Genomic DNA, 18,537 nt, shown 5'->3' with positions numbered 1-18,537 from the left:
CGTCACCTTGCTGTATTGATAGGTTCCTGTCGCGGGCGAAACTGGCAAGAAGGCGAAGAGAGGAGAGGCGCGATGCAGCAACGACTGCGCGACAAGGTCGCTTTGGTCACCGGCGGGACGAGCGGGATTGGGGCGGCGACGGTGCGGCGGCTGGTGGAGGAGGGCGCGCGCGTCGTCTTCACCGGCTCGAACGCCGAAGCGGCGGCGGCGATCGTCGCCGAAACCGGCGCGACCTTCTGCGCGCACCGCGTCGAGGATGCGAGCGCATGGCCCGCGCTGATGGCCGATATTGAGGCCGAATATGGCCGGCTCGACATCGCCTTCGCCAATGCCGGGATCGAGGCGGGCGACGCGAGCGTCGAGGATATCGACATCGCCGCGTGGAACCATATCGTCGCGGTCAACCAGACCGGGGTGATGCTGACCGTCCAGCACGCGATTCGCGCGATGGCGCGGAATCCCGGCGGCGCGGCAGGATCGATCATCGTCAATTCGTCGATGAACGCCCACCGCGCGATGGGCAATTATGCCGCTTACTCGGTGACCAAGGCCGCGGTCGTCGCGCTCGTCAAATCGGCGGCGATCCATTGCGCGGGCAAGGGATACAAGATTCGCGTCAACGCGGTCCTGCCGGGCGTCGTCGAAACCGACATGATCCGCGGCGTCATCGACCGTTCGCCCGACCCCGCCGCCGCGCGCGCGGCATTCGAGGGCATGGCGCCGATGAAGCGCATGGCGCAGCTCGATGAGGTGAGCGCGCTCGTCGCGTTCCTCGCGAGCGACGAGGCGGGTTTCATCTCGGGCGCCGACTATGTCATCGACGGCGCGACCACCGCGGGCATGATGGGGGTTTAACCCCGCTCGATCCGGTACAGCCCGCGATGCTCGCGCGGTTCGCTGCGTTCATATTGCGGCGGCACCGCGATCGTCGCGCCCAGCGCGGCGGCGGCGTGCCAGGGCCAGCGCGGGTCGTAGAGCGCGGCGCGGGCGATCGCGACCATGTCGGCGTCGCCGTTCGCGACGATCGCCTCGGCCTGCGCGGCGTCGGTGATCAGCCCGACCGCGATCACCGGCATCGCGACCGCATCCTTGACCCGGCGCGCGAGCGGGACCTGATACCCCGGCGACAGCGCGATTTGCTGCGCCGGGTGCAGTCCGCCGCTCGACACGTTGATCGCCGCGCAGCCGCGCGCTTCGAGGGCGCGTGCGAAGGCGATCGTTTCCTCGATCGTCCAGCCGCCGTCGACCCAGTCGGTCCCCGACACGCGGACGGTGACCGGCCCCGCGAAAGCCCCGCGCACGGCGTCGAAGATTTCGAGCGGGAAGCGCATCCGGTTTTCGAGGCTGCCGCCATAGGAATCGTCGCGCCGGTTCGACAGCGGCGACAGGAACTGGTGGAGCAGATAGCCGTGCGCGGCGTGGAGTTGCACGGCGTCGATCCCGAGCCGGGCCGAACGCCGCGCGGCGTCGGCAAAGGCGGTGCGGATGCGGTCGAGACCGGGCTGGTCGAGCGCGACGGGCGCATTCTCCGGGTCGAGGAAGGGGATCGCCGATGGCGCGAGCGTTTGCCAGCCGTTCGCATCGCCGGGGGCGATCTGGCCGCCGCCGTCCCATGGCTTCGCGGTGCTCGCCTTGCGCCCGGCGTGGGCAAGCTGGATCGCGACGGGGATGTTGGAAAAGCGGCGGATCGACGTCAGCACCCGCGCCATCGCGGCTTCGGTCGCGTCGTCATAGAGGCCGACGTCGGCGTAGCTGATCCGCCCTTCGGGCGTCACCGCGGTCGCCTCGATCGTCAGCGCGCCGGCGCCCGACATCGCGAGCTGGCCGAGGTGGATCAGATGCCAGTCGGTCATGCAGCCATCCTCGGCCGAATATTGGCACATCGGCGCGATGACGATGCGGTTGGACAGCGACAGCGCGCCGATGTCGATCGGGGTGAACAAATGGGCCAAGATCGCCTCCCGCTGATGATGAGATGGGATGCTCTAAACGAAAATCCGGCGGGACCCATGGTCAATTTGCCGAGTATCTTCGGCTGCAGGGAGGGCAAGCCCCAGCCCAAACCAAAGCCAAACTCGCAGCCGCGATAGCAAGACTATATTTCCTTCACGGAACGCCGTGATAAAGGAAGCGAACGGGCAAACGCGGACGCCCGTCCAGGCGGCTCGCCGCCCAAGTTCCGCTCCACGGGCCGCATTTCGCGGCAGGAGCGCGCTTGGCATGACGAATCTCGAACCTTCTCCCCCTTCGCTCGGACTTTTCCGGCTGTTTCTGAAGTTCCTGCGCTTCGGCTTCCTCGCATTCGGCGGGCCGGTCGCGCAGATCGCGATGGTGCGCCAGGCGCTTGTCGAGGAGGAGCGCTGGATCTCCTCGACGCGTTTCAACCGGCTGCTCGCGGTGATGCAGGTCCTGCCCGGGCCCGAGGCGCATGAACTGTGCGTCCATCTCGGCATGGTCGCGCGCGGGCGGATCGGCGGGCTGCTCGCGGGACTGGGGTTCATGCTGCCGGGTTTCTTCCTGATGCTGCTCGCCGCCTGGCTCTACGACAGCTGGATCGTCGGCCAGCCGGGGACGGCGAGCATCTTTTTCGGTGTCCAGGTCGTCGTGCTCGCGATCATCCTGCGCGCGGTGCAAAGGATCGGCAGTCATATCCTCGAGGATATGCCGCTCTGGATCATCGCGGGGGTCAGTTTTGCCGCGACGCTCGCCGGGGTGCCGTTCTGGATTCCGCTGCTGGCCGGCGGGCTGGTCTATGCCTTGTCGGCGCGCAAAACGCTTGCCGCGACGGTGCTTGTCGCGGCGGCGGCTCTGACGTGGCTGATCCCGGCATCGAACGGCTTCCACCCTGCAGCAAATGTGGCGGCGGCGGGTCCGGCGACGACGCTCGCCCTGTTCATCGCGGGGCTGAAGGGCGGGCTGCTGACCTTCGGCGGCGCCTATACCGCCATTCCCTATGTGCGCGCCGATACGGTCGGGCGCGGCTGGCTGTCCGACGGTTCGTTCCTCGACGGCGTCGCGCTGGCGGGCATTCTGCCCGCGCCGCTCGTCATCTTCGCGACCTTCGCAGGCTATGTCGCCGGCGGGTTCAGCGGCGCGATCGCGATCACAATCGGCATGTTCCTTCCCGCCTTCGCCTTCTCGATGATCTTTTTCGAGCGGCTGGAGGCGGTGGTCGAACATCCGGCGCTGCACCGCGTGCTGGCGGGCGTTGCGGCGGCGGTCGTCGGGGTCATCGCGGCGACGCTGGTCCAGCTCGGCTGGTCGACCGCCGAACGCGCGTCGGGGTTCGTGGCGCCGGTGCTGATCTTCGCGGTCGCGCTGGTTCTGGTGTGGAAATTGAAGGGCAAGTTCGTGATCCCGGCGCTGGTGCTGGCGGGTGGGGTCGCGGGCTGGCTGCTGGGCCTATGAGGCGCGCTCCGCCAGCACGTCATAGTGCCGCCCGAAGCCATAGCGGGTGAAGCGAGCAAAGCCCGCGCCGCGCAGCCGGGCCTCGATCGCCGCCGCGTCGGTCCAGCGGCGGTCGACCTCATAGAAGATCGCGGCGATGCGCGGCAGGTGCGTCGAGGCCGCCAGGGCTTCGATCACGGTTTCCTCATGTCCCTCGACGTCGACCTTGACGACCAGCGGGAAACGTTCGTCGATTGCCGCGTCGACATCGGCGATGCCGAGGATGCGGATCGTTTCGCCGCCCGCGCCGCCGTGGCGCAGGCTGGCCGTGCCGCTGTGCGCGGCGTCGGTGGCGATCGTCGCGGTGCCGGATTCGAGCGAGACCGCGGCATCGACGGCGCACACTTTTTCGCTGTCGCCGTTGAGCGCGATATTGTCGGCCAGCCGCGCGAACGTCGCGGCGACGGGTTCGAAGGCGGTGACCGTGCGGCAATGCGGATTGGCGGCGGCGATCAGGCTGTAGAGCCCCTGGTTGGCGCCGATGTCGACGAAAGAAAAGGGGCGGCGCTGGTCCGCCAGATAGTCGGCAAGGACGCGCCCATAGGTGGCGTGATAGCAATATTGGAAGGTGCGGTCGCGCCAGTTGGCGCGCATCAGCACGCCGTAGCGGGTGCGCACCGGGTCGGCAGCGGTGCGGCGGAGCGCCGACAACAGCCGGGCGCGCCATTTGGCGAGCGTCTTGAACAGGCCATATTCGATGAAAGCGCCGACGGGCGAGGGGGCGACGAGGCCGGTCATGCGCGCCCCATGAAATCGAGGATTGCGGTCGCTGCACGCTCGGACGACGGGCGCGCGTCGAGGTCGAAGCTGTAAGCGAACTGGTCGCGCTGGCGTTGGCGGTCGGCGGGGTCGAGCAACGGCACCTCTTCGAAGGCGGCGGCGAAATCCTCGAGCGTCTCGACCACCGGACCTGCCTGCCAATGCGCGAAATCCTGATTGCCGCGCCAGGCGTGGCCGCGCGGGTTGAGGAAGACGCAGGGGCGCGGGCGGCGGAGAAACTCATAAACCTGGCTGCTCGCGTCGCCGAGGTAGATGTCGGCGGCGTCGGTATAGGTCATGTCGAGGCTGGCCGGGCTGCCGGTGTCGATCAGCATATGGTCGCGGTCGTAATGCGCGGGATCGGGCAGCCGGTTCCAGCCGAGCGCGAAGGGAGACAGCGACGCGGTCACCCGTTTTTGGAACAGCATGACGTGCGGCGCGAAGATCAGGTTATACTGGTTGCTCCGCGCGAACCAGTCGAGGATCTGCGGCCCCATGCGGTACCAACTGGACAGCGCGGGCGAAGGGTGCGGATTATAGAGGACGGTCGGCCGGTCCTTGACGAACAGCCGCGGGCGCGGGTTGCGCGGCGGCAGGTCGAATTTGGGATAGCCGACGATCGCATGGCCGTCCTCGCGCAGCAGTCCGGCGTCGGCCAGCCGGTCGCGGATCTTCGCGCCCGACATCAGCACGAGGTCGAACTTGCCGCTCGCCTTGTCGAAGCCGATCGCGCGGTCACCGGCGCCGTGGCGGGTGTGGACCAGCTTGAGATTGTCGAGCCCGAAATGCGTCTTGAGCAGCAGCGAGGTTTTTTCGGGGACGACGAGCGCGTCGAGGTCGCGGAAATGGTTGAGGTTGCGGCGCAGCACCGACAGCGTGTCGGCGGGCACCGCACCGCCTGTCGCGCGCTGCGCGGTACCGGCGAGGCGCGATGCCGGGCGCAGGCGGACGATGTCGGGGCGCGGTCCCGCTTCGCGATCGACGAGGCGGGTCACCTCGGCTTCGCTGCCCGCGGAGACGAGGATGCGGATGTCGGCGCGGTTCGACAGGCGTCGGAGCGCCAGCGCGACGGGGAGGGCGTGGGCGACCTGATGGCCGCCGCTGTGGTTGAACAGGAAACCGATGCGCATGGGGTCAGTCCTTGGGCTTGCGCCAGTCGAGCACCGGCCAGCCGCGCGCGGCGGCGATGGCGGCAAGCCGGGGCGAAGGGTTCACCGCGACGGGTTCGTCGCAGAGGTCGAAGAGCGGCAGGTCGGAGGCGTGGTCCGAAAAGAAGCGGATATGCGCGGCGTCGCGGGCGATGCCGGCGCGCGCGAGGAAAGCCTGAACCATCGCGCATTTGTCGGCGCCGTAGCAGTTGGTGCCGGTGATCGCGGGGACGAGGTGGCCGTCGCGCCACGACGAGCCCGTCGCGACGACATCGCCGATGCCGAGCCGGCGGGCGAGCGCGGCGGTGTAGAAATGCGGCGCCGCGGTCGCGAGCAGGATGCGGCGGCCGGCGGCGCGTTCGCGCTCGATCAGGGCGAGGCCCTGGCGATAGAGGCCGCGCGCGACGAGGTGCTGGGCGAAGAGGTCGGCGAGGCGCGCGGCCTCGCGCTCGGGCAGCGCACTGCCGAGCGCGACCCGGTGCATCGCCTGCTTCATCCGGCAACGCGGCAGCAGCTTCAGCGCATAGAGCAGCGCGAGAGGCAGCAGCAGCGGCACGAGCAACAGCCGCCACGGCGCGCGCGTGCGCGCCGCGAAGAGGAGGAAGGGGGTGTAGGTCGGCAGGATGGAGAGGGTGCGGTCGAGGTCGAAGACCGACAGCAGGGCCGGGGCCGGCGCGATGACGGCTTGCGGCGTCCGCGCCGCGATATGCATTTCCGCCCGACCCATGTCCTGCTCCTTGTCCGGAGCGAGCCATGGCGGCGGCGGTTATCGCCTTGGTGGGCCGAAGATTTGATTTTGGCCATGTTCGGCATCGCGGGACGAAGATGACGAAAATCAAATGTTCGAAAGCGTGGCGGTGCGCCGCCCGCTTGCCTAAGGGAAGGGGATGCAAATCCTGGTGATCGAGGACGATGCCCGCGTCGCGGAGCATATCGGCAAGGGGCTGAAAAGCGCCGGGCATGTCGTCACGCACGAAGCCGACGGCCGCGCAGGGCTGATCCGCGCCACCACCGACGGTTTCGACCTGATCATCGTCGACCGCATGCTGCCCCATGTCGACGGGCTGACGATCGTGCAGACGATCCGCGCGACGGGCGACGCGACGCCGATCCTGTTCCTGAGCGCGCTGGGGGAGGTCGACGAACGCGTCGCCGGGCTGCGCGCCGGCGGCGACGATTATCTGACCAAGCCCTTCGCGATGTCCGAACTGCTCGCGCGCGTCGACGTGCTCGCGCGGCGCGGGCCGGCGATCGTCGCCGAAACGAAGCTCGCGGTCGGCGACCTCGAGATCGACCTGCTCGGCCAGCAGGTGAAAAGGCAGGGCAAGGCGATCGACCTGACGACGCGCGAATATCGCATCCTGACCTATCTCGCGCGCAACGAGGGACGGGTGGTGACGCGGTCGATGCTGCTCGAACATGTGTGGGACTATCAGTTCGACCCGCAGACCAACATCATCGACCAGCATGTCAGCCGGTTAAGGCAAAAGGTCGATCGCGGCTTCGACGCGGCGCTGATCCACACGGTGCGCGGCACCGGTTATCTGATCCGCGCGGGATGAGCGGCGGGCGCCTGCGACGCGTCCTGCGCAGCCTGACCTTTCGGCTCGGGCTGATCTATGTCGCGCTGTTCGTTACGTCATTGGCCCTGCTGTTCGGCACAGCCTGGTGGATCGGCGTCCATCGCCCGCTGACCGCCGAAGCCGACCGGGTTCGCACCGAAGCCGCAGCGCTGGTTCGCGTCGACGCGACCGAAGGGCGCGCGGCGTTGATCCGGGCGCTCGACCGGCGGCGCGAAGGGGTTGGAAAGACGCGCGCCTTCCACGCGCTGGTCGGTAGCGGCGGCGTCGTCGCGACGGCCAATCTGCCGAGCTGGCCGCGCGAGCAGATCGCGGGATGGCAATTGCTGGAGGCCGACCTTTATTTCGAGGGGCAGGAGATTGATTTCGAAGCGCTTGTCGTCGAGCGCCGCCTGGCCGACGGCGCGCGCCTCATCGTCGGGCGCGATGTCGAGGAGATCGACGACCGCGACGAGATGTTCACGCTCAATTCGGCGTGGATGATCGCGATCGCGGCGCTGCTCGCGGTCGGTGGCAGCCTGGCGATGGGCGCGGCGATCAGCCGACGCATCGACGCGGTGACCCGCACGGCGCGGCGCGTGATGGCAGGCAGCCTGACCGAGCGTATCCCGCTGCGCGGCACCGGCGACGATTTCGATGAGCTGGCCGAAACGCTCAACCTGATGCTCGGGCGGATCGAGGAAGCGGTCGAGTCCGTGCGGCGGGTGTCGGACAATGTCGCGCACGAACTGCGCACCCCGCTGGCGCGGCTTCACGCCGACCTTGACGAACTGCGCACGGCCGACAACGACGCCGAGCGCGAGCGGCTCGCCGAACAGGCGGTCGCCGAAGCCGAACGGTTGCAGGCGATCTTCGATGCGCTGCTGCGGATCGCGCGGATCGAGAGCGGACGGCATTTCGCCGGGATGAAGCCGGTCGACCTGTCGCTGTTGCTCGCCGACGCGGTCGAACTGCACGGGCCCGACGCCGAGGATCATGCCCAGACGATCGCGGCGCGGATCGCACCGGGGCTGACCATGGAGGCCGACCGTAACCTGCTGTTCCAGGCGATTTCGAACCTGCTCGACAATGCGGTCAAATATGGCGGCGAGGGCGGCAGCATCTACGTCGAGGCCGATGCGATCGACGGCCGGATCTGGGTCGCGATCAGCGACAGCGGGCCGGGGATCGCGCCCGCCTATCGCGAGCGGGTGAAGGAACGTTTCTTTCGCCTGCCCGAGACGGCGGGGCGGCCGGGCACCGGGCTGGGCCTCGCGCTCGTCGCGGCGATCGTCGCACTGCACAAGGGCAGCATGGAGATCGGCGACGCCGCGCCGGGGACGAAGGTCGTGCTGACCTTCTGACCCCTATGGTTGCCGCACCGTCCGCCGCGATCGGCGCGTTCGCGTCAGAACAGATGGATGTCGTGCCGCTGCAATCCAATCTGCCAGTCGGTCCATTGATCGGGTGCGGTATCCGCCATCCAATGCGAGGCAAATCCGCCGGTATCGGACACCAGAATATCGTGCCCGGTCGTGCCGGAACCGACGGGCGCCAGGAACAGATCGCCGCCCCAGTCGCCGCCCCAGCCGCCGGACGCCATCAGCAGGTCGCCGGCCGCCGCACCCTGCGCCGCCGGGCTGGCATAGATGAAATCGCCCGACTGCAATTGCGCCCTGGTCACGCCGCGCAGCGTCACCAGATCGCCGCCGCCCAGATCGATGACCGCGTTGCCACCGACATCCTGGGTCGCGTCGATCACCGCCTGATAGTCCAGGAATCCGCGCTGCGAGAGGTCGATCCTGTCGGTTCCCGACAAGAAATCGGTGATCAGATCCTGGCCCGAATCCGCGAAGAAGCGGAAGATGTCGGCGCCGCCGCGGCCGGCGAACTGGTCGTTGCCCTGGCCGCCGACCATGGTGTCGTTGCCCTCCCCGCCGCGCAGCACGAAAGTCCCGTTGGTCTCGGCCGATCCGTCGAAGTTCAGGGTCTCGGTCGCCCCAAGCGGCTTGGCATCGACGATCAGCTGCGCGCCGCTGGCGACATTGCCGTCGACGGTCGTGATCACGTAGCTGTAGCTGTTTCCGGCGGTATCGCGGAAGCTCGTGTCGCTGCCCGACAACAGATTGATGCGCTCGATACTGACCAGGCTGGTCGCGGCGAAGGTCAGGCCCGCGCTGTAATTGCCCTGCAACACAAGCGTGTCGGTGTGGCCGCCGCCATTGACCCGATCCGCGGCGGTCATCGCGGCACCGAAGTAGAAGAGGTCGTTGCCGACAAGCCCCGACACGGTGTCGTCGCCGCCTTGCGACAGGTTGAAGATGTCGTTGGCCGTGGTGCCGGTGATGACATTGTTGGCGCCATTGCCGTGCAGTTCGTCGCCCGGGCCTTCGAGACCGCGGACCAGCACGGTGACCGTGGCGGTCGATCCGCCGACCAGGCCATAGGTGAAGGTGTCGGGTACATAGCCGTTGGCCGCGCCGAGCTGTATCGCCAGCGTGTTCTTGATCAGATAGTCGAACTTGTGGTTCGGGTCGTAGGTATAGGTCCCGTCGCTGTTCACCGTCAGCAGCGCGCCCGAAGGCAAGGTGATCGGGGTGCCGAAGGTGATCACGTCGCCATTGACCGAGCGGACGACCGCGGACTGGCCACCCGATGCCACGATATCGTTGGCGATCAGATTGCCGCTGACGGTCACATTCTCGCGAACCTGCGTCGTTTCGCCGACCGCCGTCGCCCGGGCGCCGATCAGCGCTTCCAGCGCGGCATCGGCCTGGATCAGCCCCCAGCCGGTGTCGATGTCGTAACCCGTGCCCGTGAGCACGCCGATGTTGTGGGTCGGGCGGCCGGTGGCGAGCGCCTGGATATCGATCGCGGTCGTTTCGAGCGCGGCCTGGATTTGCGCCGGGGTCGCATTCGGCGCCGCTTGAAGCAGCAGCGCCGCGATCGCGGCGGCATTGGGCGCCGCCGCCGACGTGCCGTAGAAATTGGGCAAGGTGTCGAGGTCGCTGCTGATGTCGCTGCCGAAGAAGGTGTTGTTGCCGCCGTCGGCCATCGTGATGTCGACCGTGGTGCGCGTCTCGGGCGTCGCCAGCGCATTGCCGTCGGTGTCGAAATAGATTTGCTGACCGCCGCGCGAGGTGAAGTTTTCGCCTAGCGGCGGGCTTTGGCCAAAGGCGGGGGTGTTGAACCAGTCCGCCGCCGCGACGCCGATCGCGCCCGCCGCGTTGGAATGGCCGAACGAGGTCGAGCTGTTGGTGGCATATTCGCTCGCCGACCAGGTGCCGCCGAAGGTGACATATTTGATGAAGGTCGGATTGGTGCCGACAGGATCGACGCCGATCGAGAGGGTGAAGCTGCCATTGCCGTTCAACTGCGCGAGTTCAAGGGCGTCGGCGTTGATATTGTTGCTGTCGATGATCGTGATCACCGTGCCGTTGGTCTGGCGGAAGATAAGCGCCAGGTCGGAATTCCCGCCGACCCCGCTCGCCGAGAAGAAGGATTGCGCCCATTGCAGGTCGTAGATGACCGAGCCGGTCTGCGACATCAACTGGGTCGAATCGACCCCTGCGCCGGGATCGAAATCGTGCAGACGATAGGTGATGCCGTTGGCGGTAAAGGTCTCGCCCGAATCGCGGAACACCGATTCATAGGAGCGCTGCGCCTGATTGCCCGCCGCCGAGAAATATTGGACGCCGCCCGTCGTCACCGCATCGACCGCCTGTGCGATGATGCCGTCCTGGAACATCGGTTCGGCAAAATAGATGATGTCGTCGACGATGATATGGGCGCCGGCGTCGGCGAGGGCCTGGATGCCCGCGGCGAACACCGCCTGACCGCCCTGCGCGGTGTGGAACGACAGAGTCGCGCCCGGCGCGATGTCGTGCGCGAGCTGCATCATCGCGCGGCCTTCGTCGCGGTTCTGGGCGAGGGTGCTGTCGAGCAGCACCTCCACCCCGGCGGGCAGGTCGCCGCTGGCGACGTCCTGCGCATAATGGATGGTCAGCGCGGCGCCCGTGGTGGTCAGCGTCGCGGTGTTGAAGCTGTCGGAGATAAAGCCGATCTTCACACCACTGCCGTCGAGGCCGTAATGATTCTGGACCAGGTCGGCGTTGCCCGAAAAGACGTTCTGGCTTTGCACCGAACCGGCGCTCGACATCGAATAGGCCGGCCGCGCGAAATTCAGGTTGGCGAGCGCCGCCAGATCGTCGATCGCGCTGAGCGGAATATAGCCGCCGACGAGCGCGCCATAGGCGATGCCGCCTTCGAAGCCGAGCGCTTCGAGCTGCGCGAGCAAGGCCGCGCCATTGCCGTCGAGTGCGGTCGCGTCGATCGCGACATAACCCTCGACGACCGGCGCGATGCTGTTGCTGCTCTGAAAATCGGCGAGCGCGCTGGCACGCGCGGCGTCGTTCAGCCCCATCACCGCGAGGCTTGATTCGACGAACAGGTCGCCAAGGCCGAACTGCAATTTGCCGAAATCGGCGTCGGCGGCGACCATGCCGGCTGCCGTCAGGGTGGACAGGTGGGTGGCCGACAGCGCGGACTTGGAGTCACCCCAGCCGACGGTAAAGATCGGTCCGGCATCGACGGACGCGCCGTCCGTGGCGCCCGGTTTCGCGGCCGGCGCTGCGGTGTCGCTTTGGCGCGACGAAAGGGTTTGACGGCCCGCCGACTGGTTGTCGCCCGGCAACGCCCTGTTCGCCCGGCCACCCAATGTGGCCGTGTCATATGCATCGATTTTCATGTCAGCCCCCTGACTATCAAGTTGGCCGCGATGTCCTGGTCCGGCATCGAACGCCAACGGTCGCGACTCGCGCGAACGGAGCATCGTCTCAGAAAAATCGAATCGTTACTAGGGGGTTAACTTCACGGCGCTATTACTTTACTTCTTCTCGACCAGTTCGCGCAGCAGAAAGGCGTGAAGCATCGCGGCGCGGATCGCGTCTTCGGCATGGTCGGCGCCGACCGAATGGCCGCCCTCCATATATTCGTGATAATAGACGCGATTGCCGAGTTCCTTCAGCCGCGCGGCGAATTTGCGCGCGTGGCCGGGGTGGACGCGGTCGTCCTTGGTCGACAAATAGAGGAAGATCGGCGGGTATTTCATGCCCTTCCTGATGTTCTGGTATGGCGAATATTTCGACATGAAGGCCCAGTCGCCGGGCACGTCGGGATCGCCATATTCGGCGACCCACGAGGCACCAGCGAGCAGCTTGTTATAGCGCTGCATATCCTTCAGCGGCGAACCCGAAATGACCGCGCCATAGAGGTCGGGCCGCTGTTCCATCGCCGCGCCGACAAGAACACCGCCGTTCGAACGGCCCGAAATGGCGATCTTGCCCTTAGCGCTGACCCCGGTGGCGACCAGATCTTCGGCGACCGCGTGCAGGTCGTCGAAGCTGTTCTGGCGCTTCTCGCGCAGCGCCGCCTGGTGCCAGGCGGGGCCATATTCGCCGCCGCCGCGGATGTTGGCGAGGACATAGGCATTGCCGTCCTCGACCCAGAAGAGGCCGAGCGGACCGGCGCGATAGGGCTGGCCGGTGAGATAGCCCGGCGTCTGCGCGGCGCGAAAGCCGCCATAGGCATGGACGAGCGCGGGGACGGGGCCGGTGGCGCCGGTCTTGCGGACGAGGAAATAGGGGATTTTCGTCCCGTCCTTCGATGTCGCGAAGCGCTTTTCGACACGCATGCCCTTGGCGTCGAAGGTCGCGGGCAGGCTCTGGACCGCCGCTGCCGCCTTGCCCTCCGACACCGCGTAAAGCGTCGGCGGCATCAGCATCGTTTCGGCGGTCGCGAGGATGATGTCGCGCTTCGCGACGGCACCGGCGATCGTGACCGTCGCATTGTCGGCGAGCGCGACGTCCTTCTGGCTCCATTTGCCGGTCTGGGGGTCGCGGCGCAACGCGAACAGCTTGCCCTCGACATCGTCGAGCGCCTTCACCCACAGGATATTGTCGGTCGCGGCGACGTCTTCGATCGCCTGCGCGCTCGTCGGCGTCATCGCGGTGACGATGGGCACCTGACGGTCGGCCGACATATCCTCGAGCGACAACGACACGAGCGAGCCCGCGGCGATGCCCGCCCATTCCTTGTTGAGGAAGATGACGAGCTGGCCGTCGATGACGTCACGCACGCTCGCGGTGTCGGGGATGATCGTCGAGATAAAGCGCGACGCGTCGATGTTCGGCAGCTTGTAATCGGCGGTGTAGAAGGTCTTGCCGCGGCTGATCATCGGCCAGCGCTTGTCGCCGTCGGTGAAGGCGAAGACGTTCATGCCGACGTCTTCGGTTTCGCCTTCGGCGACCGTCTCGGCCGATGCCAGCGCCGTGCCGCGCTTCCAGCGCTTAACGATGCGCGGATAACCCGACGCGGTCATGCTGCCCTCGCCATAATCGGTCGCGACGAGCAGGGTGTCGGCATTTTCCCACGTCACGCTGCTCTTGGCGAGCGGAACGGTGAAGCCCCCATCGACGAATTGTCCGGTGCTGCGGTCCCATTCGCGGACGATATCGGCGTCGGTGCCGCCGGGGCTGAGCGAGACGAGGCAGCGCGTATAGGCGGGCGCGAGGCAGTCGGCGCCGTGCCATACCCAGCTTTGCTTCTCGGCCTTGCCGAGCGCGTCGACGTCGATCAGCACCGTCCATTCGGGCTTGCCCGCGAGATACGCATCGAGCGGACTCTGCCGCCAGATCCCGCGGGGGTTCGCGGCATCGCGCCAGAAATTGGTGATCGTATCGCCCATCACCTCGCCGGGCATCGCGATCTGACGGTCGTCGTCGAGGATATCGCGCGCGCGCTTGCGATCGGCCTCGAAACCGGGGCGCGACAGGATCAGCGTGTCGGTCTCGGCATTTTCCTTTTTGACCCAGTCGAGCGACTTCTGGCCCTCGATATCCTCGAGCCAGAGATAGGGGTCTTGGGCCTCCTTCTCGGCGGCGACTGCGATGGTGGCGAAGGAACAGCTCAAGGCGAGCCCGGCAAGTGTAACGCGGATCATATCTGGAAATCTCCCCGGGGTGTGCTGCTGTGCTAGCACCTCGATACAGCCCAGGGGAAGAGCCGCCGCTGCAATATAAGCCTCGTCATTGCGAGCGAAGCGAAGCAATCCAGGGCGGTTACCGTACACTCTGGATTGCCGCGTCGCCATCGGCTCCTCGCAACGACGATGAATATCATTGATCGATGATGATCGTCCCCGGATGATGCTTGTCGAGATGCTTCTTGATGATCTTGAGGTTGCGCGTGTTCGACCGGAACAGGAAGTCGAAGGCGTCGCCGACGAGCGGGATCGCGCCGAGCGTCGTGTCGACTCCCAGATTGCCGACCATCCGCCAGATCTTCCATTTCGGCATGCCGAGGTTGCGCGCCTCCCAGATCAGATAGGCGCCCATGACCGCGGTGATGACGTCGCCGACCACCGGCACCAGCCCGACGATCGCGTCGAGGCCGACGGGGCGGTTGATGCCCGGGATGACGAAGCTGCGTTCGAGGATGATCTCAAGCGTCTCGACCCGCTTGCGCAGCGCGGCGGGGTCGCGGCGGTTCTGGATCAGCGCGTCGAACAGCGCGTCGGTGTCGGGAGACGAAGGGGCCATCGGGGTCCTTTCAAACAGCGCTCGAAATGGAGCGCGCCAACATTATTCGGTGTATTAGTTGGGTAGGGCAATCAAGTGATTCAAGGGGTGCTGGCTGCGGCCGTTGGCGCGCAGCCCGGTCAGCCGCTGCGATGCGACCGACCAGCGCAGCGGGGTCGCGATCGGAATGAAGGGCGAATAGCCCGCGAGCAATTGCTCGGCCTCGCCGATCAGGCGCGCGCGGTCGGCGGTGCTGGTTGCGGCGGTCGCTTCGTCGATCCGTTGCTGGGCGTCGCGATGGCACATGGTGTCGGCGCGGCAGGACAGGCGGCGCAGCCCCCACAGGGCATCGTCGTTGGGCATCACTTCGTCGATCAGTCGGAGGTCGGTCTTCGCGGTCATGGCGACGCGGCGGCTGGGCATGCCGATGCGCGTGAAGTCGGCGGCGATATAAGCAAAAAGGATGCGGCCGCCCGGCGAGTCCGGCACCGCGATGCGCAATGGTTCGACGACATTTCCGCTATCTCTCCACGCATCGACGGCGCGTTTCGCCTGCTCGAAGCGCATTTGTTCGGGATAGTCGGCCCAGGCGGGCAGCAGTGGGGTCGGTCCGACGTCGCGCGTGTAAAGGTCGGGGCGCAGCGTGACTTGCGGCTCCCATTCCTGAAGCCCGAACGCACCGACGATCCGCTCGCGTCGGAGCGCGCGCGACAGCGCCTCGCGATTGGCCTGGACGCCGAGAAAACCGTCGATGCTGACGATGCTGAGGCCGAAGAGTCCCGGAACCGGATCAACGACGAGCCGCGAGCGGCCGATGTTTGAGGCGACGAAATAGGGCAGGGTCGAAAAGCGCCCGCCGACGACGCCGTCGGCATAGCCGTTCTTGAAGCGCGCGAGCGCCGCCGCCGCCGAGGTGCCGGTGAGTTCGATCGACGCGGCGGGATCGGCGGCCGCGGCTTCGGCGGCGTCGGGATCCTCGGCGAGCGGATCGGCGACCGGGGTCAGCAGCATCGCGCGGCCGGTGCGTTTCGGGCGCATCGGACCCCAGCCGAGTCCGCGGTTGACGATCGCCATCGACGGTTGGGCGAGCAGTTCGAGCATCCCCGGCTGCGGCACCGACAGGCGGATTTCGATGACGCTGTCGGTCATCGCCTTGATCGTCTCGATCTCGGGAAAATCATCCTTGAGGACATGTTTGCTGCGCGGCGCGCGATAGCCCTCGAGGATGTTGGCGACGTCGGCGGCGGTCACCTTGCGCCCGTTCGCCCATTTGGCCTCGCGGATGCGGAAGACATAGCTGCGTCCGTCGGCGGTGACCGTCCAGCGTTCGGCGAGGCCGACGTCGATCTGACCCTCGCCGTCGAAGCTGACCAGCCCCTGCGAGGTCGCGTCGAGCAGCGCCGCATTGGCGGCGGACAATTCGCCGTTGATCGGGTTGGCGGCGCTATTGAGGGCGCCGATCGCCGCGATCCGCACCGGCCCGCGCTCGCCGAACAGGCCGCAGCTGCCGAGCGCGAGCGCCAGCAGGCCGGCGGCGGTCAGGCGTCCGATGGTTCGCGAAAGGGGAATGTGCAGGGGCATCGCGGTCATCATAGCCAAGCGGCGCGAAACCGGAAGGGTGCTAACGCGCCGCGGGGCCTTGAAGGGTGGGGCGCTGGTGCGGACGCCGGGACTTGAACCCGGATATCCAGAGGATGGCAGATTTTAAGTCTGCTGCGTCTACCGATTTCGCCACGTCCGCCCAGCGATGCCGGTCAAGCCGATGCCCCCGATGAGGTCAAGCGCTGTTTGCGGGTTCACCCGTCCGGTTCCGTCAGCTAGATGACCGCCCATGGAAGCTGTTCTCACCATCGCCGGACTCGGCAAGACGTACAAGAGCGGCCACACCGCGCTGTCGTCGGTCGACCTCACCATCAACAAGGGCGAGATTTTTGCGCTGCTCGGGCCGAACGGCGCCGGCAAGACGACGTTGATCAGCATCGTGTGCGGCATCGTCACCGCGACAAGCGGGACGGTGACCGTTGCCGGGCACGATCATGCCCGCGATTATCGCGCCGCGCGATCGATGATCGGGCTGGTGCCGCAGGAACTGCATACCGACTCGTTCGAGACGGTGATGGCGACCGTCAGCTTCTCGCGCGGTCTGTTCGGCAAGCGCCGCGACCCGGCCTTCATCGAGCAATTGCTGCGCGACCTGTCGCTGTGGGACAAGCGCGATTCCAAGATCATGGAATTGTCGGGCGGCATGAAGCGCCGGGTGATGATCGCCAAGGCGCTGAGCCACGAACCCGAAATCCTGTTCCTCGACGAGCCGACCGCCGGGGTCGACGTCGAGCTGCGCCGCGACATGTGGCAGATGGTCCACGGGCTACGCGAGCGCGGGGTCACGATCATCCTGACCACCCATTATATCGAGGAGGCCGAGGAAATGGCCGACCGCGTCGGGGTGATCAGCAAAGGACAGCTGATCCTGGTCGAAGAGAAGAATGCGCTGATCAAGAAAATGGGACGCAAGACGTTGACGCTGAACCTCGCCGAGCCGCTCGAGGCGGTGCCCGCGGAGCTGGCCGACTGGAAGCTCGAACTGGCGGGCGACGGGCATGAGCTGGTCTATGAATTCGACAGCCAGGCCGAGGCGACCGGGGTGCCGTCGCTGCTGCGCCGGATGAGCGACATCGGGGTGGGGTTCAAGGATCTGCACACTCGGCAAAGCTCGCTCGAGGATATTTTCGTCGGGCTCGTCCACGAGCCCCGGGTCAAGGGAGCCGCCGCATGACCGCGAACTGGCGCGGCGTCCGCGCGATATACCTGTTCGAACTGGCGCGTTTCGGGCGTACCGTCTGGACCAGCCTTGCGCTCCCCGTCATCACCACAGCGCTCTATTTCGTCGTCTTCGGATCGGCGATCGGCAGCCGGATGAGCGAAGTCGGCAACGTACCCTATGGCGCCTTCATCGTCCCCGGCCTGATGATGCTGACGATGTTCACCGAAAGCATCAGCAACGCCAGTTTCGGCATCTACATGCCCAAATGGACCGGCACGATCTATGAGATGCTGTCGGCGCCGCTGTCGCCGCTCGAAACGGTGATCGCCTATGTCGGCGCGGCGGCGACCAAGTCGGTGATCATCGGGGCGATCATCTTTGCCACCGCGCATCTGTTCGTCGACGTCCAGGTCGTCCATCCGCTGTGGATGGTCGCCTTCATGATCCTGATGGCGGTGACCTTCTGCCTGTTCGGGTTCATCATCGGTATCTGGGCGCAAAGCTTCGAGCAGTTGCAGGTGATCCCGCTGCTCGTCGTCTATCCGCTGACCTTTTTGGGCGGCGCCTTCTATTCGCTCGACATGCTGCCCGCCGCCTGGCGGACGATCACGCTGTTCAACCCCGTCGTCTATCTGATCAGCGGCTTTCGCTGGACCTTCTTCGGACAGGGCGACGTCGGCATCGAGGTCAGCATGGGCGCGGTCGCGCTGTTCCTGACGCTCTGCCTGAGCGTGATTTTCTGGATGTTCCGGACCGGCTACCGCCTCAAGAATTGAGCGCGGAATATTGCGCTCCGTCATTGCGAGCGGCGCGAAGCAATCCAGGGCGGTTTACGCCAATCTGGATTGCCGCGTCGCTTCGCTCCTCGCAATGACGAAGTTTTGGGACCTGGGCGACCGTTGGCAACTCAGTCGTTGAGCCGCTCGCGCATTTCCTTGCCGGGCTTGAAATAAGGCACGCTTTTGGCCTGCACATCGACCGCCGCGCCGGTGCGCGGATTTCGGCCGGTGCGCGACTCGCGACCGCGGGTCGAAAAGGCGCCGAAGCCGCGCAATTCGACACGGCCGCCCGAGGCGAGCTGGTCCACGATGGAATCGAAAAACACATCGACGATCTTCTCCACCTCTTCGAGGCGCAGATCGTTGTTTTCGCTAGCGATCTTTTGAACCAGTTCCGACCGGATCATTGGCTTCCCCTATTTTTCACGCGCATCGCTGGATGCAGGCTCCCGGTCTTTGCCGGTTCGGTGCGTGAGACCCCTCCCAACGCGCCGCCAGACTAAC

15 protein-coding genes and 1 tRNA gene are annotated in these 18,537 nt (G+C 66.4%); 6 read left to right on the top strand and 10 right to left on the bottom strand.

Annotation, left to right across the window (positions count from 1 at the left end; all coding sequences use genetic code 11):
- Nucleotides 1-72 precede the first annotated feature (72 nt).
- Nucleotides 73-855, top strand: a complete 783-nt coding sequence (locus EEB18_RS01375; RefSeq protein ID WP_187140355.1) for an SDR family NAD(P)-dependent oxidoreductase — start codon at nucleotides 73-75, stop codon at nucleotides 853-855.
- On the opposite strand, the gene EEB18_RS01370 is transcribed toward EEB18_RS01375, so the two are convergent.
- Nucleotides 852-1,952, bottom strand: a complete 1,101-nt coding sequence (locus EEB18_RS01370; RefSeq protein WP_187140354.1) for an NADH:flavin oxidoreductase/NADH oxidase — start codon at nucleotides 1,950-1,952, stop codon at nucleotides 852-854. The genes EEB18_RS01375 and EEB18_RS01370 overlap by 4 nt on opposite strands.
- 268 nt (nucleotides 1,953-2,220) lie before the next feature.
- Between EEB18_RS01370 and chrA the strand changes: the two genes are divergently transcribed.
- Nucleotides 2,221-3,408: a chromate efflux transporter gene (chrA, locus tag EEB18_RS01365; RefSeq protein ID WP_187140353.1), complete on the top strand. Its 1,188-nt coding sequence runs from the start codon at nucleotides 2,221-2,223 to the stop codon at nucleotides 3,406-3,408.
- Here chrA and EEB18_RS01360 read toward each other — a convergent pair.
- From EEB18_RS01360 to EEB18_RS01350, 3 genes are read right to left on the bottom strand one after another with little or no spacing between them, the layout of a single operon-like run.
- Nucleotides 3,403-4,185 (bottom strand): FkbM family methyltransferase, encoded by a 783-nt coding sequence (locus EEB18_RS01360; RefSeq protein WP_187140352.1) that lies wholly within the window; start codon nucleotides 4,183-4,185, stop codon nucleotides 3,403-3,405. The genes chrA and EEB18_RS01360 overlap by 6 nt on opposite strands.
- Nucleotides 4,182-5,336, bottom strand: a complete 1,155-nt coding sequence (locus EEB18_RS01355) for a hypothetical protein (protein WP_187140351.1) — start codon at nucleotides 5,334-5,336, stop codon at nucleotides 4,182-4,184. The genes EEB18_RS01360 and EEB18_RS01355 overlap by 4 nt, the downstream gene beginning before the upstream one ends.
- Nucleotides 5,337-5,340: 4 nt before the next feature.
- Nucleotides 5,341-6,081, bottom strand: coding sequence for an HAD family hydrolase (locus EEB18_RS01350; protein WP_187140350.1), 741 nt, complete (start codon nucleotides 6,079-6,081; stop codon nucleotides 5,341-5,343).
- A gap of 160 nt (nucleotides 6,082-6,241) precedes the next feature.
- Between EEB18_RS01350 and EEB18_RS01345 the strand changes: the two genes are divergently transcribed.
- The gene (locus EEB18_RS01345; protein ID WP_187140349.1) at nucleotides 6,242-6,916 is read left to right on the top strand and encodes a response regulator transcription factor; all 675 of its coding nucleotides are present in this window, start codon (nucleotides 6,242-6,244) and stop codon (nucleotides 6,914-6,916) included.
- On the top strand, nucleotides 6,913-8,277 hold the full coding sequence (locus EEB18_RS01340; protein WP_187140348.1) for a sensor histidine kinase: 1,365 nt from the start codon (nucleotides 6,913-6,915) through the stop codon (nucleotides 8,275-8,277). The genes EEB18_RS01345 and EEB18_RS01340 overlap by 4 nt, the downstream gene beginning before the upstream one ends.
- A gap of 44 nt (nucleotides 8,278-8,321) precedes the next feature.
- Here the strand turns inward: EEB18_RS01340 and EEB18_RS01335 are convergent, their stop codons facing one another.
- The 5 genes from EEB18_RS01335 to EEB18_RS01315 all read right to left on the bottom strand — a co-directional run bounded on the left by EEB18_RS01335 (nucleotide 8,322) and on the right by EEB18_RS01315 (nucleotide 16,231).
- Nucleotides 8,322-11,660 carry a S8 family serine peptidase gene (locus tag EEB18_RS01335; protein WP_187140347.1) on the bottom strand — a complete coding sequence of 1,113 codons (3,339 nt, stop codon included), beginning with the start codon at nucleotides 11,658-11,660 and terminating at the stop codon, nucleotides 8,322-8,324.
- Between the two features lie 138 nt (nucleotides 11,661-11,798).
- Nucleotides 11,799-13,913 carry a prolyl oligopeptidase family serine peptidase gene (locus EEB18_RS01330; RefSeq protein ID WP_187140346.1) on the bottom strand — a complete coding sequence of 705 codons (2,115 nt, stop codon included), beginning with the start codon at nucleotides 13,911-13,913 and terminating at the stop codon, nucleotides 11,799-11,801.
- A 175-nt stretch (nucleotides 13,914-14,088) separates the two neighbouring features.
- A complete protein-coding gene (locus EEB18_RS01325) occupies nucleotides 14,089-14,511 on the bottom strand; it encodes a DUF4112 domain-containing protein (RefSeq protein WP_056350477.1) in 423 nt (140 codons plus the stop codon).
- Nucleotides 14,512-14,565: 54 nt separating this feature from the next.
- Nucleotides 14,566-16,080 carry an ABC transporter substrate-binding protein gene (locus EEB18_RS01320; RefSeq protein ID WP_262408059.1) on the bottom strand — a complete coding sequence of 505 codons (1,515 nt, stop codon included), beginning with the start codon at nucleotides 16,078-16,080 and terminating at the stop codon, nucleotides 14,566-14,568.
- A gap of 65 nt (nucleotides 16,081-16,145) precedes the next feature.
- Nucleotides 16,146-16,231, bottom strand: a tRNA-Leu gene (locus tag EEB18_RS01315).
- 90 nt (nucleotides 16,232-16,321) lie between these two features.
- On the opposite strand from EEB18_RS01315, the gene EEB18_RS01310 reads away from it, so the two are divergent.
- Both EEB18_RS01310 and EEB18_RS01305 read left to right on the top strand, forming a co-directional pair.
- On the top strand, nucleotides 16,322-17,266 hold the full coding sequence (locus EEB18_RS01310; protein ID WP_187140344.1) for an ABC transporter ATP-binding protein: 945 nt from the start codon (nucleotides 16,322-16,324) through the stop codon (nucleotides 17,264-17,266).
- Nucleotides 17,263-18,030: an ABC transporter permease gene (locus tag EEB18_RS01305; RefSeq protein ID WP_056350481.1), complete on the top strand. Its 768-nt coding sequence runs from the start codon at nucleotides 17,263-17,265 to the stop codon at nucleotides 18,028-18,030. Before EEB18_RS01310 ends, EEB18_RS01305 begins: the two co-directional genes overlap by 4 nt.
- A 131-nt stretch (nucleotides 18,031-18,161) precedes the next feature.
- Here EEB18_RS01305 and EEB18_RS01300 read toward each other — a convergent pair whose 3' ends face one another.
- Nucleotides 18,162-18,440, bottom strand: a complete 279-nt coding sequence (locus EEB18_RS01300; RefSeq protein WP_056350482.1) for an integration host factor subunit beta — start codon at nucleotides 18,438-18,440, stop codon at nucleotides 18,162-18,164.
- Nucleotides 18,441-18,537 lie beyond the last annotated feature (97 nt).

It is taken from the genome of Sphingopyxis sp. OPL5 (assembly GCF_003797775.2).
In the GTDB taxonomy this organism is placed as follows: domain Bacteria; phylum Pseudomonadota; class Alphaproteobacteria; order Sphingomonadales; family Sphingomonadaceae; genus Sphingopyxis.
This window is presented reverse-complemented; position numbering and strand designations above follow the sequence as displayed.

Bases quoted from the DNA above. Each gene is read 5' to 3' on its own strand.
- EEB18_RS01375 (WP_187140355.1), top strand. From the start codon at position 73: ATGCAGCAACGACTGCGCGACAAGGTCGCTTTGGTCACCGGCGGGACG.
- chrA (WP_187140353.1), top strand. From the start codon at position 2,221: ATGACGAATCTCGAACCTTCTCCCCCTTCGCTCGGACTTTTCCGGCTG.
- EEB18_RS01360 (WP_187140352.1), bottom strand. From the start codon at position 4,185: ATGACCGGCCTCGTCGCCCCCTCGCCCGTCGGCGCTTTCATCGAATAT.
- EEB18_RS01355 (WP_187140351.1), bottom strand. From the start codon at position 5,336: ATGCGCATCGGTTTCCTGTTCAACCACAGCGGCGGCCATCAGGTCGCC.
- EEB18_RS01350 (WP_187140350.1), bottom strand. From the start codon at position 6,081: ATGGGTCGGGCGGAAATGCATATCGCGGCGCGGACGCCGCAAGCCGTC.
- EEB18_RS01345 (WP_187140349.1), top strand. From the start codon at position 6,242: ATGCAAATCCTGGTGATCGAGGACGATGCCCGCGTCGCGGAGCATATC.
- EEB18_RS01340 (WP_187140348.1), top strand. From the start codon at position 6,913: ATGAGCGGCGGGCGCCTGCGACGCGTCCTGCGCAGCCTGACCTTTCGG.
- EEB18_RS01335 (WP_187140347.1), bottom strand. From the start codon at position 11,660: ATGAAAATCGATGCATATGACACGGCCACATTGGGTGGCCGGGCGAAC.
- EEB18_RS01330 (WP_187140346.1), bottom strand. From the start codon at position 13,913: ATGATCCGCGTTACACTTGCCGGGCTCGCCTTGAGCTGTTCCTTCGCC.
- EEB18_RS01325 (WP_056350477.1), bottom strand. From the start codon at position 14,511: ATGGCCCCTTCGTCTCCCGACACCGACGCGCTGTTCGACGCGCTGATC.
- EEB18_RS01320 (WP_262408059.1), bottom strand. From the start codon at position 16,080: ATGACCGCGATGCCCCTGCACATTCCCCTTTCGCGAACCATCGGACGC.
- EEB18_RS01310 (WP_187140344.1), top strand. From the start codon at position 16,322: ATGGAAGCTGTTCTCACCATCGCCGGACTCGGCAAGACGTACAAGAGC.
- EEB18_RS01305 (WP_056350481.1), top strand. From the start codon at position 17,263: ATGACCGCGAACTGGCGCGGCGTCCGCGCGATATACCTGTTCGAACTG.
- EEB18_RS01300 (WP_056350482.1), bottom strand. From the start codon at position 18,440: ATGATCCGGTCGGAACTGGTTCAAAAGATCGCTAGCGAAAACAACGAT.